Source organism: Mesobacillus sp. S13 (assembly GCF_020422885.1).
Lineage (GTDB): Bacteria > Bacillota > Bacilli > Bacillales > Cytobacillaceae > Mesobacillus > Mesobacillus selenatarsenatis_A.
Genome location: NZ_CP084622.1, coordinates 265,757 through 282,500, shown reverse-complemented (window position 1 = coordinate 282,500; position 16,744 = coordinate 265,757). Strand labels below are relative to the sequence as shown.

Genomic DNA, 16,744 nt, shown 5'->3' with positions numbered 1-16,744 from the left:
CGATGAGGGCCCCTAGTCCAAACAGTGCTCTACCTCCAAGACTCTTACAACGTGAGGCTAGCCCTAAAGCTATTTCGGAGAGAACCAGCTATCTCCAAGTTCGATTGGAATTTCTCCGCTACCCACACCTCATCCCCGCACTTTTCAACGTGCGTGGGTTCGGGCCTCCAGTTGGTGTTACCCAACCTTCACCCTGGACATGGGTAGATCACCTGGTTTCGGGTCTACGACCACATACTCATTCGCCCTATTCAGACTCGCTTTCGCTGCGGCTCCGTCTTCTCAACTTAACCTTGCATGTAATCGTAACTCGCCGGTTCATTCTACAAAAGGCACGCCATCACCCATGAACGGGCTCTGACTACTTGTAGGCACACGGTTTCAGGATCTCTTTCACTCCCCTTCCGGGGTGCTTTTCACCTTTCCCTCACGGTACTGGTTCACTATCGGTCACTAGGGAGTATTTAGCCTTGGGAGATGGTCCTCCCAGCTTCCGACGGGATTTCTCGTGTCCCGCCGTACTCAGGATCCACTCAGGAGGGAACGAAGTTTCAACTACAGGGTTTTTACCTTCTCTGACGGGCCTTTCCAGACCACTTCATCTACCCCGTTCCTTTGTAACTCCATGTAGAGTGTCCTACAACCCCAAGAGGCAAGCCTCTTGGTTTGGGCTATGTCCCGTTTCGCTCGCCGCTACTCAGGGAATCGCGTTTGCTTTCTCTTCCTCCGGGTACTTAGATGTTTCAGTTCCCCGGGTCTGCCTTCAATACCCTATGTATTCAGGTAAAGATACTGTTCCATTACGAACAGTGGGTTTCCCCATTCGGAAATCTCCGGATCAAAGCTTACTTACAGCTCCCCGAAGCATATCGGTGTTAGTCCCGTCCTTCATCGGCTCCTAGTGCCAAGGCATCCACCGTGCGCCCTTTCTAACTTAACCTAAAAGGTCATTTCTCTAATTGAATAGAGAGAAAACTAAAATGGCGATCACTCGGTTTTTCTTGGTTCTTCTTACTTACGATTATCTAGTTTTCAAGGAACAAAAAAGCTTTGAGAGAATTGCTCCCTCAAAACTAAACAAACAAGCTAGTCAACAGTACGAACCAGAAGGTTCGCATTCCGATTGCCATTACGGCAATATCCTTAGAAAGGAGGTGATCCAGCCGCACCTTCCGATACGGCTACCTTGTTACGACTTCACCCCAATCATCTGTCCCACCTTAGGCGGCTGGCTCCAAAAGGTTACCCCACCGACTTCGGGTGTTACAAACTCTCGTGGTGTGACGGGCGGTGTGTACAAGGCCCGGGAACGTATTCACCGCGGCATGCTGATCCGCGATTACTAGCGATTCCGGCTTCATGCAGGCGAGTTGCAGCCTGCAATCCGAACTGAGAATGGATTTATGGGATTGGCTCGACCTCGCGGTTTTGCAGCCCTTTGTTCCATCCATTGTAGCACGTGTGTAGCCCAGGTCATAAGGGGCATGATGATTTGACGTCATCCCCACCTTCCTCCGGTTTGTCACCGGCAGTCACCTTAGAGTGCCCAACTGAATGCTGGCAACTAAGATCAAGGGTTGCGCTCGTTGCGGGACTTAACCCAACATCTCACGACACGAGCTGACGACAACCATGCACCACCTGTCACTCTGTCCCCCGAAGGGGAACGCCCTATCTCTAGGGTTGTCAGAGGATGTCAAGACCTGGTAAGGTTCTTCGCGTTGCTTCGAATTAAACCACATGCTCCACCGCTTGTGCGGGCCCCCGTCAATTCCTTTGAGTTTCAGCCTTGCGGCCGTACTCCCCAGGCGGAGTGCTTAATGCGTTTGCTGCAGCACTAAAGGGCGGAAACCCTCTAACACTTAGCACTCATCGTTTACGGCGTGGACTACCAGGGTATCTAATCCTGTTCGCTCCCCACGCTTTCGCGCCTCAGCGTCAGTTACAGACCAGAGAGCCGCCTTCGCCACTGGTGTTCCTCCACATCTCTACGCATTTCACCGCTACACGTGGAATTCCGCTCTCCTCTTCTGCACTCAAGTTCCCCAGTTTCCAATGACCCTCCCCGGTTGAGCCGGGGGCTTTCACATCAGACTTAAGGAACCGCCTGCGCGCGCTTTACGCCCAATAATTCCGGACAACGCTTGCCACCTACGTATTACCGCGGCTGCTGGCACGTAGTTAGCCGTGGCTTTCTGGTCAGGTACCGTCAAGGTACCGGCAGTTACTCCGGTACTTGTTCTTCCCTGACAACAGAGCTTTACGACCCGAAGGCCTTCATCGCTCACGCGGCGTTGCTCCGTCAGACTTTCGTCCATTGCGGAAGATTCCCTACTGCTGCCTCCCGTAGGAGTCTGGGCCGTGTCTCAGTCCCAGTGTGGCCGATCACCCTCTCAGGTCGGCTACGCATCGTTGCCTTGGTGAGCCGTTACCTCACCAACTAGCTAATGCGCCGCGGGCCCATCTGTAAGTGACAGCCGAAACCGTCTTTCAGCTTTCCCTCATGTGAGGGAAAGGATTATCCGGTATTAGCTCCGGTTTCCCGAAGTTATCCCAGTCTTACAGGCAGGTTGCCCACGTGTTACTCACCCGTCCGCCGCTGATCTTCAAAAGCAAGCTAATGAAGATCCGCTCGACTTGCATGTATTAGGCACGCCGCCAGCGTTCGTCCTGAGCCAGGATCAAACTCTCCAAGAAAGAGTTATGAGTTAGCTCATAAAGTTAAAACGTTGGCTCATGTTCTTCTATAAATAGAAGTCATGATAATTTATTGTTTGTTGACGCTTGTTTGTTTAGTTTTCAAAGAGCAAGTCATGCGCGCCGCTCAGAAGCGACTTTAATAATTTATCACATCACAGCGTTGAATGTCAACAACTAATTTCAAATTAATTTTCACATCTAGAAAATGTTGTTAACCTGTTCGCGACTGTTTCTATATACTATCACCGGACATGCCCAGAGTCAACATGATTTATCCTTGAAATAATTGGGAAACATTTCGATTGATCCTTTTCTTCTATATAAAAACAGCCGGCCTCCATTCAGGAGACCGGCAGCTATTATGGCTTATTTAGAAATCTTAATGATATCCTCGTCTTTCACATCTACATTGCCCTTTTTATTAATGACAATGCTCTCGCCTTCCGAAAGGTTCGTGAAAACAATCGGAGTGATAGTGGATGTTGCGTTTTTCTTAATGTAATCAAGGTCCACTTTCAATAACGGCTGTCCTTTGGTGACTGTATCATTTTCAGAAACAAGTGTTTCAAACCCTTGTCCTTTCAAATTAACAGTGTCAATACCAACATGGATGAGGATTTCCCGTCCAGAGTCAGACAGAATACCAATCGCATGCTTTGTCGGGAACAGGTTGACGATCTTTCCGTCTACTGGTGATACAACTGTACCCTCAGCAGGAACGATCGCAAAACCGTCTCCCATCATCTTGCCTGAGAAGACTTGGTCAGGCACTTCAGTGATTGGCAAGATTTCTCCTTTAATAGGAGAAACAAATACATCAGCGCTTGCATCTGCGTCATGGTGCGTTTGCAACGCTTCTGGATTTACTTCTTCGATTTGCTGTTCAACTTCTGTTGCCTGGTTCGTTTCGACCGGACGAGGCCTTTTACCATTCATGATGTCTCTCATCTGACCTTTGATTGTCTCTGAACGCGGTCCGAAGATCGCCTGGATATTGTTGCCGACTTCAAGTACGCCAGCTGCACCAAGCTTTTTCAAACGGTCTTTGTCGACATCCTTAATGTCATTTACTGATACACGAAGTCTGGTGATACATGCATCAAGATGAGCGATATTTTCTTTTCCGCCCATTGCTTCAAGGACTTCATATGGAAGGTCGCTAGTTTGTCCTTTCGCTGAGCCTTCTACCTCATCTTCTTCTACTTCTTCACGGCCTGGAGTCATCAGGTTAAACTTACGGATCGCGAAACGGAAGCCGAAGTAGTAAATGACCGCGAACACTAAACCTACAGGGATAACAATCCATGCATTTGTCTGAGGGTTGATCAGACCGAACAGAATGTAGTCAATCAGACCACCGGAGAATGTCATACCGATTTTTACATTTAACAGGTGCATCGTCATAAAGGATAGACCTGCAAAGATCGCGTGAACCCCAAATAGTACTGGTGCTACGAACAGGAATGAGAACTCAAGTGGTTCTGTGATCCCTGTCAGGAATGATGTCAATGCTGCAGATACCATCAAACCGCCGACGACTGCTTTTCTTTCAGGACGTGCTTCTTGATAAATCGCTAAAGCTGCTGCTGGAAGGCCAAACATCATGAACGGGAATTTACCAGTCATGAACGTACCAGCAGTCAGGTCTTGTACGTTGTCCCCAATCTGAGCCATGAAGATACGCTGGTCACCGCGGACAACATCGCCAGCTAATGTAGTATATTGGCCGAATTCATACCAGAATGGTGAATAGAAAATATGGTGCAATCCGAATGGAATCAATGAACGTTCAACTACTCCAAAGATGAACGCAGATAAAGTCAAGTTGGCGTGAACCATGTTTTGCGAGAATGCATTCAGGCCATTTTGGATTGGCGGCCAGATGACAAGCATTGCTAAACCAAGCAAAATGGCTGTTCCCGCTGTAATGATTGGCACGAAACGCTTACCAGCGAAGAACCCAAGATAGGATGGCAATTCAATTTCAAAGAACTTATTGTAAAGAGCGGCAGCTATTATACCAACGATGATACCGCCGAATACACCCGTTTGCAGGGTTGGGATTCCCAGGATGTTTTGATAGTTAAGTCCATTTACATCCTCTGGTGTGATTTGAAGAACTGTACCCATTGTCACATTCATGATCAGGTACCCGATGATTGCCGCAAGACCGGCTACACCTTCACCGCCAGCTAAACCGACGGCAACACCGACCGCAAATAAGAGCGGAAGGTTTCCGAAGACAACGTCCCCGGCCTTTTGCATGACAGCAGCTACCATATCGACGCCGCTGTTATCTAAAAATGGAGCAAGCTCCAGCAAAGCAGGGTTGCGAAGCGCAGCACCAAGAGCAAGCAAAATACCTGCAGCTGGCAATAGTGCAACTGGAAGCATCAGCGCTTTACCTACTTTTTGAAGAACACCAAAAGCTTTCTTTAACATAGGAAGACCTCCTGTAATTTTTTCTCCTAAAGCGGTTACAAACAATAAAAAAACAAATAAAAAAGGCATGAGAAAGATGTAGCGGAAAGAAGCATACGGATATATTACCCATAAAACTCCATTTCAATTACATTCTTTACTCATGCCTGATCGAATCAGTAACACGTAAAAAATAAATGCCTATTTAACTTTTTTCTGAAGCCTTTGCAGATGCATCGTCAGATACACGGCTTCAGCATCGCATACTTGTTTTTTCAAGGTCTGCTGCATCACTTTAATGAGTTTCCACGAAAGATTGTAACACAGAGGATATTCTTCTTTCAAGAGGTCTGCAAATTTTTCTGGTTCCTCTACTTTTTCCCCATTATTGACTCTTTCGATCGTGAATCGTATGTGGCGGACTAGTCTTGTATAGTCAATGCCTTCTTTATCAATGACGATATCCAGGTTCTCCTCAATCATCTGTACCAGTTTTGTCACAAGTTGTGAGTGTTTGTTCACATCAGACAGATTGCGATTCATTACGGCACTATGAATATGGAGGGCAACAAAGCCGATCTCCCCATCTGGAAGTTCAACACCAGACTTCTCTTTAATCAGCTGTACAACTTCCTTCGCAATTTCAAATTCGGTCGGATACAGTGTCTTGGTTTCCACCAAAAATGGATTCTTGAATTCCATCCCTTTTGCAATCCTGTTGACCGCGAACATTAAGTGATCGGTCAGGGCAACATGGATGTGTTCGTTCAGTTGGCTCGCTGTCCGTTTTTTGATTAATTCAATAGAAGAAATGATGGCCTCATGCAGATCATTCTCAACAAATGGCAAAAGTTTAATGTAGTTTGCCTGTTCCTTTTCATCCTTCAGGACAAACATCTTCTCTGCCTGACCCTCTTCTAGGCTGTCACCCTTTTTCCGATTGAAGCCAATGCCCTTGCCAATCAGGATGACTTCTCCGAACGTTGGATGGTCAGCAATTAAGACATTATTATTCAAACCCTTTTTCACTTCGATTTTATCCATGCTGTATCCCCGTTTCAGCTTGTTCTATGGGAATATCGTATAAAACGAAGATTTATAAGTCAATCCGAAGTATTTGACAGGAGCTCTTCAATTTTTGGCAAAAAAAGATCCAGCGTCAGCCGCTGGACCTCCCTGCTATTCTGTTAGAAACACAAAGTATAGAACGAAAATCACGAAAAACAGATACATAATTGGATGGACATCTTTTGACTTTCCTTTTACGAGCATCGTGATTGGATAAAAAATGAATCCTGCCGCGATCCCAGTAGCAATGCTAGATGACAAAGGCATCGCAATCATTGTCAAGAATGATGGCACTGCGATTTCAAAACGACCCCATTCAATCTTGCCCAGTGAAGAAACCATCAGCACACCGACGATGATCAATGCCGGCGCCGTCACTGCCGAAGTGACTACAGAAAGCAGCGGGAAAAAGAATAGCGATAACAGGAAGAATCCTGCTGTAACCAGGGAAGCAAATCCGCTTCTGGCACCTGATGCAACACCTGCAGATGATTCAATATAGGATGTAGTTGTCGACGTACCAAAGATGGAACCAACTAGTGAAGCGATCGAGTCTGCAAACAATGCGCGGCCGGCGCGCGGTAGCTTGTTCTCTTTCATCAGACCTGCCTGGTTGGCAACTGCCACAAGTGTACCTGCGTTATCAAAGAAATCGACGAACAAGAAGGTCAGGATAATCCCGAGCATGGTTGATGTATAGAAAGATGGATCACCGAATGCTGTAAAAACTGCTCCAAATGTTGGCGCTACGCTTGGTACTGCCCCAACTACCTTTTCAGGCGTATCAATAAGATTGAAAATCATTCCGACAATAACACTTATGATGATTCCAAAGAAAACAGCACCGTGAATGCCTCTTGTCAGCATGATGACCGTAATTAATAAACCAAAAAGCGCTAGTAATGTATTGGCATTTGTCAAGTCGCCCAATCCAACAAGTGTTGCTGGATTATCGACAATGATTCCTGCATTTTTCAAACCAATGAATGTGATGAACAACCCAATTCCTGCCCCAACTGCATGCTTGAGTTCAACTGGGATGGCATTGATCAGTTTTTCACGCCAGCCTGAAATTGTCAGGAGCAAGAAGAATACACTTGAGATGAAGACTGCGGCAAGCGCGTGCTGCCATGGAGCACCGTGGCTAAGAACAACTGTGTAAGCAAAGAATGCGTTCAAACCCATTCCCGGAGCAAGGGCGATCGGGTACTTACCGATCAGTCCCATGATGATGGAACCTACAGCTGCCGCAAGAGCTGTCGCTACAAAAACAGCACCGGCATCCATCCTCAACGAATCCGGCAGATCCTGTATGTCAGCCAGAGTGAGGATATTCGGATTAACAATCAGGATGTACGCCATGGCAAGGAACGTTGTCATCCCGCCGATGAATTCGCGGCGATAGTTCGTGCCAAGCTTCTCAAACTCGAAATACTTCTTCATTTTTCATTTCCCCCTGAATAGTTTTCAGGAAATACAGCCAAAAAGAAAAACGCCTCGGGATACCGGGCGTTGACTAAAGGCAATAGGAGAAATGATGGCGGCAATAGATTAAAAGCTTGATAGATTGCCAGCCATGAATTCTATACCTCGTAGTCAAGCCATTTACGGTAGCTCGGTAGAAACTTTTGGGCCATATCCCCAACATTATACGACGAATTATGACAAAATATTAAGTTCAGATTCATTCTATCAGGACTTTTGCCCCGAGTCAATAAAAAAACGAACATTTTCATGTCCGTTTTTAATATCGTTCGTGTTTTATTCCCATTCAATGGTTGCTGGCGGTTTGCTGGTTATATCATAAACGACGCGGTTAATGTGGTCCACTTCGTTGACAATCCTGGTGGAGATGACTTCTAGAACATCCCAGGGGATCCTTGCCCAGTCTGATGTCATCCCGTCGATGGACGTGACTGCACGGATTCCGATTGTGTAATCATAGGTCCTGGCGTCGCCCATGACACCCACGCTGCGGATATCAGGCAGCACGGTAAAATACTGCCAGATGTCACGGTCCAGGCCTGCCTTCTTGATTTCATCCCGCAGGATAGCATCTGATTCGCGAACAATCTCCAGCTTTTCTTCCGTTATGGCTCCTAGGACACGGATACCGAGGCCTGGTCCAGGGAATGGCTGGCGCCAAACGATTTCTTCCGGCATGCCAAGTTCAGTGCCAAGCGCACGGACTTCATCCTTGAATAATGTATTCAATGGCTCAATCAATTTGAACTGCATATCCTCAGGCAGTCCGCCTACATTATGATGCGACTTGATGGTCTGGGCTGTAGCTGTCCCGCTTTCAATGATATCGGTATACAATGTTCCTTGTGCCAGGAACTCAATGCCTTCCAGCTTTTCTGCTTCATCGTCAAATACATAGATGAACTCATTACCAATGATCTTGCGCTTCTGCTCAGGGTCTGAAACTCCCTCCAGCTTGCTCAAGAAACGGTCCTTCGCATCGACTTTGATGACATTCATATTGAAGCCGTCAGCTAAATTTTTCATAACGCCTTCCGCTTCATCTTTCCTCAATAAACCGTGATCAACGAAAATGCAAGTCAGCTGGTCGCCAATCGCTTTGTGGATCAGGACTGCGACCACCGAGGAATCCACTCCCCCGCTAAGCGCACACAGAACTTTCTTGTCTCCGACTTGCTGGCGGATTTTTTCTATTTCGATTTCGATAAAGTTTTCCATCGACCAATTTCCTTCGCATTCGCAAACTTTGAATACGAAATTTTTCAAAAGGTCATTTCCATAGATGGAATGGCGTACTTCCGGATGGAACTGGACTGCATAAAGCTTGCGGCTCTCATCACTCATGGCCGCAATTGGGCAGGAAGGATTGATGCCATCCACCGAAAAGCCAGGAGGTGACATTGTCACAAGGTCTCCATGGCTCATCCAGACAACCTGTTCGCCCGGTGTTCCTTCAAATAATCTGTTCTGGTTATGAAGTGTCAGCAGCGCTTTCCCATATTCACGGTTCTTCGCCTTCTCGACTTTCCCGCCGAAATGCATCGTCATCAGCTGCATTCCGTAGCAGATCCCTAGAATCGGTAAGCCAAGTTCAAAAATCTCCTCATCACAACGGAACGCTCCTTCATCATAGACAGAATTCGGGCCGCCGGAAAAAATGATTCCTTTTGGATTCATCTCCTTGATCTCCGCTGCCGTAATCGTATGTGGATGAAGCTCGCTGTAAACGCCAAACTCCCTGATCCTTCTTGTGATCAACTGGTTATACTGACTGCCAAAGTCTAATACAATGATTTTTTCCTGGTCTTGCAGCTCGGTTTTCATAAAGTCACCTCATCATAAAATAGGAACGCGGAACTTCCTTAAGCAGAAGGTTATGTAAATAGTATGGTTTGCACCCGCGTTTTTTAAATAAAAAAAGCCAGAATCCTGCCTCCAAAAATAATAGGAAAGCAGGATTCCAGCCTGTTACGAACAAAAAAGAAGCCTGCCTTCATAGTCAAATCATTTCCGGTGATTTGGTAGATACTTTCGAACCATATTATCGAGGATATATGAAGGTTGATTCTATATAGTTGCAAACATTGTATCAGTATAATATTTTAACGGTCAAGCACTAACTTTCCGAATCATGAACTCCCAATACTTTTTCGCATCCTGCCACATGTTTTCATCCTGATTGCCACGATAAAGATACTCTTCATACTTTTCAGTGAGCCAGCGCATCTCATTCGTAGAGAAGAACGAATCCACATAGTAGGCATAATCGCGCAGTGTCTGGCCATTCTCTCTCTTGATACCGTATCTTCCAAGCTGCTTCAACAGGACAATATACGCTTTCTCCATGTACTTATTTTGCTTTGTGTATTTATAGAGAAGGATATACATGATAGGAAGCCATCTTCCTCTCAGTTTATACATGATCGCAGCGAATACGGCCAATACAAGTAATGTGAGGAAGATTTTCTGGAAGTTATTCTGCAGGATTGCCCCCGCATTTTTCAGGCCATCTGAAAAAGAGACCTTTGGCTTGTCAACCGGTGCCTGCTCTTCTGGGAGGTCCGGCTTCACCGGAGCAGCAGGTGTTGTATCTTCCTCTTCTTCCTGCCCCGTCTGATTTTGTGAGTCGTCTTTATTGTCATACTCGAATTGAACGTTATTCGTAAAGCCTTGCGTTGGCTCAAATGGTACCCAGCCAACACCTGGGAAATAACCCTCTACCCATGAGTGAGCATTATTATTTGTGACTTCATAAAGCCGGCGGCCATTCTCCAATGTATCGATGTATTCCCCTTCTGTATAACCCTTTACCCAACGGGCAGGTATACCAACAGAACGCATCATGACGACCATCGAAGTCGAGAAATTATCGCAGTAGCCTCGCTGTGTTTCAAACAGGAACTGATCGACATAATCCTCATCATCCTCTGGGATTGCCACATTCGTTTGGTCATAGACAAAATCATTCGATCGGAAATACTTTTCAATCGCCTGTGCTTTTTCCAGCCAGGTCTTCTTATCTTCTGTTATCTCCTCAGCAAGCTTCACTACCCGCTCCGGAAGCCCTTCTGGTACCTGTGTGTATTTCGAGACAAAGGCAAACTCTGCTGCCAGTTCTTCAGGTCCGGCTGTCTTAAGCTTTTCTACACTGTACACCGGATGGTTAAAGGTAAGCGAGTATGGCCCAATTGAGCCTGCTTGCCCGTCTGCGATGGACGTGATTTTTTCAGTTGTCGGATCAAGGCTGAATTGCAGGGTTGAGCGGCCTGAAGATGCCTCAACTTGTGTCACACCCAAAGGATAGACAAGGTGAGGATAACCAATCTTTGGGACAACCTTGCTCGTACGCTGTTCGGTTTTGACTTCAGCTTCAAAAGGCTCCATCGGGATGGTCTGCTCAGGCAAAAATTCTACTGGCACGGCAGTCCCCTTGTCTGCAATCCATCCTTTACCTGTATAGAAGTCTTTTGTTTCAATCCGCCAGTAATGACGTCCATCGGCTTCAGCAGTGAAAACGACCCGGTCGTCTCCGATGAACGGTCCGCCAAGTGCTGAATCATCCGTTCCGTAGCCGACTTTTTTCACCCCGCCGCTGCCATCGCCTGAGTCTTGATTATAGGAGGTGATAAATGGCACAGGGTCCGGCCAAATCGGATCAGCCTTTGGAGCCGCGTAACCAACACCTACACTCAGGACAATCATGGCGATTAGTGGAACCATCCACTTTTTCGCACTTCTCAGGTTCTTATTCACTACTTCCTTATCGGCAATCCTGTAGTAAGCCAGCATTCCCATTACAGCAAAACCCGCAATCACTGTCCGGACAATTGCCAGGTCCGCTTCATATGGAGAGAACGTATCCAGCACAGTGATGTAAACAAGCGTCATGAAGAAAAACACAAAAATTTGTTTTCTGTTAATCAGCCAATATTGAATCAGGTATGCCATCAGCCAAAGCAAGATAAAGAACAATAACGTCCTGAATGCATTGGATATTTCAGTCCATTCGGCATTCATGATAATCGATGAATTAGCGATCACTTCATTGACCAGCTGACCGAACCATTCCAGACTGAAGAAGGTTCCGTCATAATACATAAAGTGAACGGAATACAGGATTATGATGATTTTTATGATAGCCGAAGGGAGGATCGGCATATTGAAAAAGTACATCATTAATGCGATGAATACAAAACCGAGAAATACACTTAAGTGTCCAGTATCTGTCAGTTCCTTCAATGGCCGCAGCCATTCCCAAAGCAGCAAAAAGCTGAAAATAAACAGTAAAAAGAAGGCAAAGTCTTTTTTGGTTTTATCAATCCTCAACCTCTATTCACCTCCGAGAAGGCTTCCGAGAAATGTCCGTCGTGTACCATCACAAGATGGATTCCCCTCGCATTTGCTGACGCCCTTAAGTTCTTTTCCATATTTGTCGGCGATTCCTGACTATTCTTGATCAGGAAGATGCTCACCGATCCATTCCGTTGATTATAGAAAGAAGCCTTTTCGATCAACTCTTTCGTCAATTGGGCGGTGATCATCATGATTGAATTGTTCTGCTGCGCTAAAAAACTCTCTGTCTCAAGGACCCGGTTAAACGGGACCGGACTCTCATCCCTGATTTTAGCCAGATGGTAAAGAAGCTGTTGCTGCTGGGCTTCACCGCCACGGGCCGGAAACGCCTTCCGTTCAGCACTCAATGTCAATAATCCGACCTGTGCACCTTTTCGTAAAATAGCCCTGATGACGGAAGCGGTGAAAGAAACGACTATCTCGAAGCGCTGCTCAGGGGCACAATCCATTATAATCGTCACGTCGTGAGACTGCCTCTGTTCGAATTCCTTCGTCATAATGTCATTCCGTCTAGCTGTCGCCTTCCAGTTGATCCATGAAAAACGGTCTCCCGGCTGGTATTCTCGAACACCAATTGCCATGGATGTATCCCGCTGGACTCGTTCCTTCGAAGCGGTCATTCCCTGATCAAAATGATGTGCTACAGGCCTATAAATCATATCCTGATAAGCAGGGTACACGAGTATCTTATTTTCAACCGGCAGGATCTTTTCTTTTTCAATCAATCCAAGCGGATCTCCCGTTTTAAACTTGATCCCCACTAAGGAATGTTCACCCCGGGGAAGGTTTTCAATGGTATAGTCAAAGCCGAATGCCCGGTTGAATCCTGGAAACAGCATCGTTTTCGCTTTTTCAATATCCCTGTTCCCCGTAAGTGTATCTCCTACCTCTTCCTCGGCAATTGCGTAAAAAAGCGGGAATGACACTTTCCTGTCCAGCACGACACTTGCCTTGAACTTCTCACCAGCGTTATATTCCTGCTTCGTATACACCCTTTCGGCCTCGATATCCTTTATTGAATAAAAGGCAAGGCCAAGGGCGTACAGAGCGAAAGGCAAGAAGCTGTAAAACAGGAACCAGCTGACAAAGCCACCCTGGAACATGGCATATGAAAAGGTAATTAGAATCAATAACAGTAAAACGATCAGTTTCCAAACCTCTTTGAACTTTTGGAAAAATTTCTTCATATTACTTCACGAGCCTTTGGACCGGCACAGGCACCCTCGCCAACACCCTGTTGACGACATCCTCAGTTGTGATCCCTTCGAACCTGGCCTCCGATTTCAAAATGATCCTGTGGGCGAATACATATGGAGCAAGGTACTGGACATCATCAGGAATGACATAATCCCTTCCATAAATAAATGCATATGCCTGGGCAGCCTTCATCAAAGCAATAGAACCACGAGGGCTTACACCAAGGTATACACTCGAATGGCCTCTAGTCCGGCTGGCCAGCTCCACAATGTATCGCTTGATCGTTTCATCTACTACCACTTCTTTAATGCTTTGCTGCAGTTCGCGCAGATCTTCAAGTGATACAACAGGCTGCAAGTCTTCAATCGGAAGGTTACGCTGCGCTCGGTTCAAAACTTCCATTTCTTCATCCATCGCAGGATAGCCCATTTTCATTTTTAAAAGGAAACGGTCAAGCTGTGCTTCCGGCAGTGGATATGTACCCTCATAATCAATCGGGTTCTGTGTCGCCATGACGAAGAACGGCTTGCCAAGTATATGGGTTACGCCGTCAACCGTCACACTATGCTCTTCCATTCCTTCTAGCAGAGCCGACTGTGTCTTTGGAGATGTTCTGTTGATTTCATCGGCGAGAATGATATTGCCCATGATTGGTCCTGGCCTGAATTCAAATTCCATCTCTTTCGGGTTGTAAATCGATACCCCTGTTACATCAGAAGGCAACAGGTCTGGTGTGAACTGAATCCTCCTGAATTTAGCGCTTACAGACTTCGCCAGAGCGCGGACCATCATCGTCTTGCCGACACCCGGCACGTCCTCAAGCAGCACATGTCCGCCTGCAAGCAGCGCGATCAAGCTTAGCTCTGCTACATTACGCTTTCCTGTCATAACCTTATCAATATTCCCCAGTATTCTATCAACTGTTGGATTCATCTGATTCCTCATCGGAAATTTCCCCCTAAAATCTATTTATCTACGTAGACCCATTGCTTTTTTTACTTCAATAAGTCTATATTCGCTATTTTCTGTCAAAATCCTGTTATATGGCAGATGAAAATATTACCGCTTAGTAATAGACGGGGGTTTTGTTAGGAATGTTTCATTCAAAAAAAAAAAAAAACGGTCTCTTATCGAGAAGCCGTCAGCATCTGAACCTTTTACTCTATTTAACTTGCAGCCTTTGGGATGGCTCCCATCCCTTCAAGGATGATTCTCGCATCCATATTAAGATAGGCTTCAATATCATTCCGCATAAACAAGAGCGTGTGGTCCTTGATCACCACTTTCAAGCTCCTTAAGTCAAATTTTGAAGCATAATTGTTCACTGCATTGATGACTGCCACGTCTTTTCTGGTGAGCGGCTGCTGCCCTGACTCCATCCGCTTCGTCAAAAACTCAAGCAATTCTCGCGCATTTGATTTTAAACGGCTGCGATTCTCGTTCAGGATGTCAATGTTCTCTTCCATGTACATTCTTGCGGCAGCAAAATCCAGTTCCTCGACACAATTGTTAATCCTGGCAATCAAATCCAAAACATGCATGACCTCTCCTCCTGATGTACGTACTCTGCCTATCCTTTATATCGTCCGGCGACCCTGCTACTCCATCTTTTATGTAAAAATTAGTAAATATGACTTACAACCTCAGATGGATTATAGGCAGAACAGGCTATATAGGAGATGGCTATATAAGGACAGTCTATAGACACATACACCCTTATGCTTGGCGTTTCTCTTACATAAAGTACATTCCACGGATCTATGTATCCTTATACACCGGTTTTCTCTTTCATAAGGGCACATTCCACGGATCTATGTACCCTTATACTTCGGTTTTCACTTTCATAAGGGCACATTACAGGGATCAATGTACCCTTATACACCGGTTTTCTCTTTCATAAGGACACATTACAGGAATCAATGTACCCTTATGCAGGTGTCCGAACGAGTCGTTCCGTCATTTCTACCATTTACACGAAGTAGTTGGTTTTCACCAGCCGCCACCTTCTCCTTTATCTGTGGGTCTTTCCATTTTCATCAACATAGATGGATTCGATGATGGTCCGTTCAAATGGCTTTCCTTTAGCATCAAAACCTGTTACATCTGTCGTCAGGTTGTAAACCCCAGATTCCGTTAGGTCCCCGTCGAGGACTTTACCAGCTTTCGAGCCTTTTCCGGTTTCTTTTAGCTTCTTTTTGCCATCATGGTCATATTTGATCCATTTTGTTTTATATGAAGCCTTCACCTTTTGATTCTTGGCGTCTTTCAATTCAGCAACAAGCGGACTGTCGATGCCGACTACCAGCATATACGCCGCTGCTGGGCCCGTTACCTTCCATTTCCCTGCTTCTGGCTTATCGATTTTAAATGAATGGACCCATGCACCTTTAAAAAATTCACCGGTATCCTGTTCAACTTTTGCCGCCTTATACTCCTGGCCATCTGGTCCCTTCAGTTTAAGTGAACTCAGTTTCTTTTCACTGAGGAATGCCATCTGGAAGCTTTCTGCTCCGTCCTCGATCACGAAGTCTTCTTTGATGGCTTTATCCGCTTTGCCGCCTTTGACAATCTGGTTTGTCTCAGACACTGGTTCTGTCATGCTGGCTGCCGAGAATGCGTTTGAACCGGCAGTCTGCTCTGACATTGTGTACGGTTTGAATACCGAAAAAGTATATGAGCCTTCACGGATTGTAGTATGGTTCCAGGCGCCTTCACGGATGATTGTTCCGCCAGGCAAGCGGGAGCTGGAGACTGTGACGACCCCGTCATTCGAACCATAACTGCTTAAATACAGTCCTCCCCAGTATAAAGCGCTGCCGAACGAACCCCATTTATAGCCCCCGAGCGTATAGTACTTATTCAATTTCGTTTCGGCTTTTCCATCTGTGATGCTGCGAAAATATTTCATGTTTCCTGTTTGAAGCGACCGAGTTGCATCATTATTGTTGCCTAGCAGTGCAGCCAGCCACCATGCCGCGCTGCTGTGAGCAAGATCTGAAAGCTGGGTGCCATGATGAGGCGAGGACAGCGAAATCATATTCGAAACATATGGATGCGCACCATAGTGGACAAGTGCAGTCTGTGCATCCACACCTCCCTTGCTATAACCTACAACAATAAGCTTTTTCTGCCCGAAGTAATCATAGATTACCTTGAGTTTTTGCGCTAACATCGCCCCATTCTCCCACATATCACGATCTGAATAGAGATCAATGAATGCTGTCTGATAGCCATTAGCCAGGGCGGTTTCATACATATCGTTGCCTTCCCACCAGACAGATGCGGAATTATTATACCCATGGACAAATACAATTGGTGCTTTAGCAGGATCAACCCAAGATGGTTCTGCACCTACATACCATGTTCCCGGAACTCCCGAGGAACCTCCTCCCAAATCACCGGCTCTTGCCCCAACAGGAACCATCAGCAATAAAACCATTAATAATGACATAATTCTCTTACTCCTTCGCAAGCCCATACCCCTCCCCTTTTTCTTCAGGCCTTTTCGAATTGAGGCCAT

At 46.1% G+C, this 16,744-nt stretch carries 9 protein-coding genes, 2 rRNA genes and 2 riboswitches (1 of these 13 only partly in view); all 11 genes read right to left on the bottom strand.

Translation table 11 applies throughout. The features are described 5' to 3' along the window. Positions 1–940 (bottom strand): 23S ribosomal RNA (locus LGO15_RS01545) (it extends 1,995 nt beyond the left edge of the window). 207 nt (positions 941–1,147) lie between these two features. After that, positions 1,148–2,697: ribosomal RNA gene (locus tag LGO15_RS01540) — 16S ribosomal RNA — on the bottom strand. Together the 16S and 23S rRNA genes form the textbook arrangement of a ribosomal RNA operon. 369 nt (positions 2,698–3,066) lie before the next feature. Beyond that, positions 3,067–5,142, bottom strand: a complete 2,076-nt coding sequence (gene ptsG, locus LGO15_RS01535; protein WP_226086415.1) for a glucose-specific PTS transporter subunit IIBC — start codon at positions 5,140–5,142, stop codon at positions 3,067–3,069. 180 nt (positions 5,143–5,322) lie between these two features. Then, positions 5,323–6,165 carry a glucose PTS transporter transcription antiterminator GlcT gene (glcT, locus tag LGO15_RS01530; protein WP_226086414.1) on the bottom strand — a complete coding sequence of 281 codons (843 nt, stop codon included), beginning with the start codon at positions 6,163–6,165 and terminating at the stop codon, positions 5,323–5,325. A gap of 135 nt (positions 6,166–6,300) precedes the next feature. Beyond that, the gene (locus LGO15_RS01525) at positions 6,301–7,632 is read right to left on the bottom strand and encodes an NCS2 family permease (RefSeq protein WP_167834486.1); all 1,332 of its coding nucleotides are present in this window, start codon (positions 7,630–7,632) and stop codon (positions 6,301–6,303) included. 130 nt (positions 7,633–7,762) lie between these two features. Next, positions 7,763–7,864: riboswitch (purine riboswitch) on the bottom strand. Between the two features lie 86 nt (positions 7,865–7,950). Continuing rightward, positions 7,951–9,498, bottom strand: a complete 1,548-nt coding sequence (gene guaA / locus LGO15_RS01520) for a glutamine-hydrolyzing GMP synthase (protein WP_167834485.1) — start codon at positions 9,496–9,498, stop codon at positions 7,951–7,953. Positions 9,499–9,650: 152 nt separating this feature from the next. Next, positions 9,651–9,752: riboswitch (purine riboswitch) on the bottom strand. Between the two features lie 31 nt (positions 9,753–9,783). Continuing rightward, positions 9,784–12,000: a transglutaminase TgpA family protein gene (locus LGO15_RS01515; protein ID WP_226086413.1), complete on the bottom strand. Its 2,217-nt coding sequence runs from the start codon at positions 11,998–12,000 to the stop codon at positions 9,784–9,786. Next, positions 11,997–13,214, bottom strand: a complete 1,218-nt coding sequence (locus tag LGO15_RS01510; protein ID WP_226086412.1) for a DUF58 domain-containing protein — start codon at positions 13,212–13,214, stop codon at positions 11,997–11,999. The genes LGO15_RS01515 and LGO15_RS01510 overlap by 4 nt, the downstream gene beginning before the upstream one ends. A 1-nt stretch (position 13,215) precedes the next feature. Next, complete coding sequence (locus LGO15_RS01505; protein WP_167834482.1) at positions 13,216–14,169, bottom strand: AAA family ATPase; 954 nt, start codon at positions 14,167–14,169, stop codon at positions 13,216–13,218. A 221-nt stretch (positions 14,170–14,390) separates the two neighbouring features. Continuing rightward, positions 14,391–14,765: a hypothetical protein gene (locus LGO15_RS01500; RefSeq protein WP_226086411.1), complete on the bottom strand. Its 375-nt coding sequence runs from the start codon at positions 14,763–14,765 to the stop codon at positions 14,391–14,393. Positions 14,766–15,235: 470 nt separating this feature from the next. Beyond that, on the bottom strand, positions 15,236–16,675 hold the full coding sequence (locus LGO15_RS01495; RefSeq protein ID WP_226086410.1) for an esterase/lipase family protein: 1,440 nt from the start codon (positions 16,673–16,675) through the stop codon (positions 15,236–15,238). Positions 16,676–16,744: the final 69 nt, after the last annotated feature.

Coding starts and splice junctions, on each gene's coding strand:
- ptsG (WP_226086415.1), bottom strand. CDS start 5,142: ATGTTAAAGAAAGCTTTTGGTGTTCTTCAAAAAGTAGGTAAAGCGCTG.
- glcT (WP_226086414.1), bottom strand. CDS start 6,165: ATGGATAAAATCGAAGTGAAAAAGGGTTTGAATAATAATGTCTTAATT.
- LGO15_RS01525 (WP_167834486.1), bottom strand. CDS start 7,632: ATGAAGAAGTATTTCGAGTTTGAGAAGCTTGGCACGAACTATCGCCGC.
- guaA (WP_167834485.1), bottom strand. CDS start 9,498: ATGAAAACCGAGCTGCAAGACCAGGAAAAAATCATTGTATTAGACTTT.
- LGO15_RS01510 (WP_226086412.1), bottom strand. CDS start 13,214: ATGAAGAAATTTTTCCAAAAGTTCAAAGAGGTTTGGAAACTGATCGTT.
- LGO15_RS01505 (WP_167834482.1), bottom strand. CDS start 14,169: ATGAGGAATCAGATGAATCCAACAGTTGATAGAATACTGGGGAATATT.
- LGO15_RS01500 (WP_226086411.1), bottom strand. CDS start 14,765: ATGCATGTTTTGGATTTGATTGCCAGGATTAACAATTGTGTCGAGGAA.
- LGO15_RS01495 (WP_226086410.1), bottom strand. CDS start 16,675: ATGTCATTATTAATGGTTTTATTGCTGATGGTTCCTGTTGGGGCAAGA.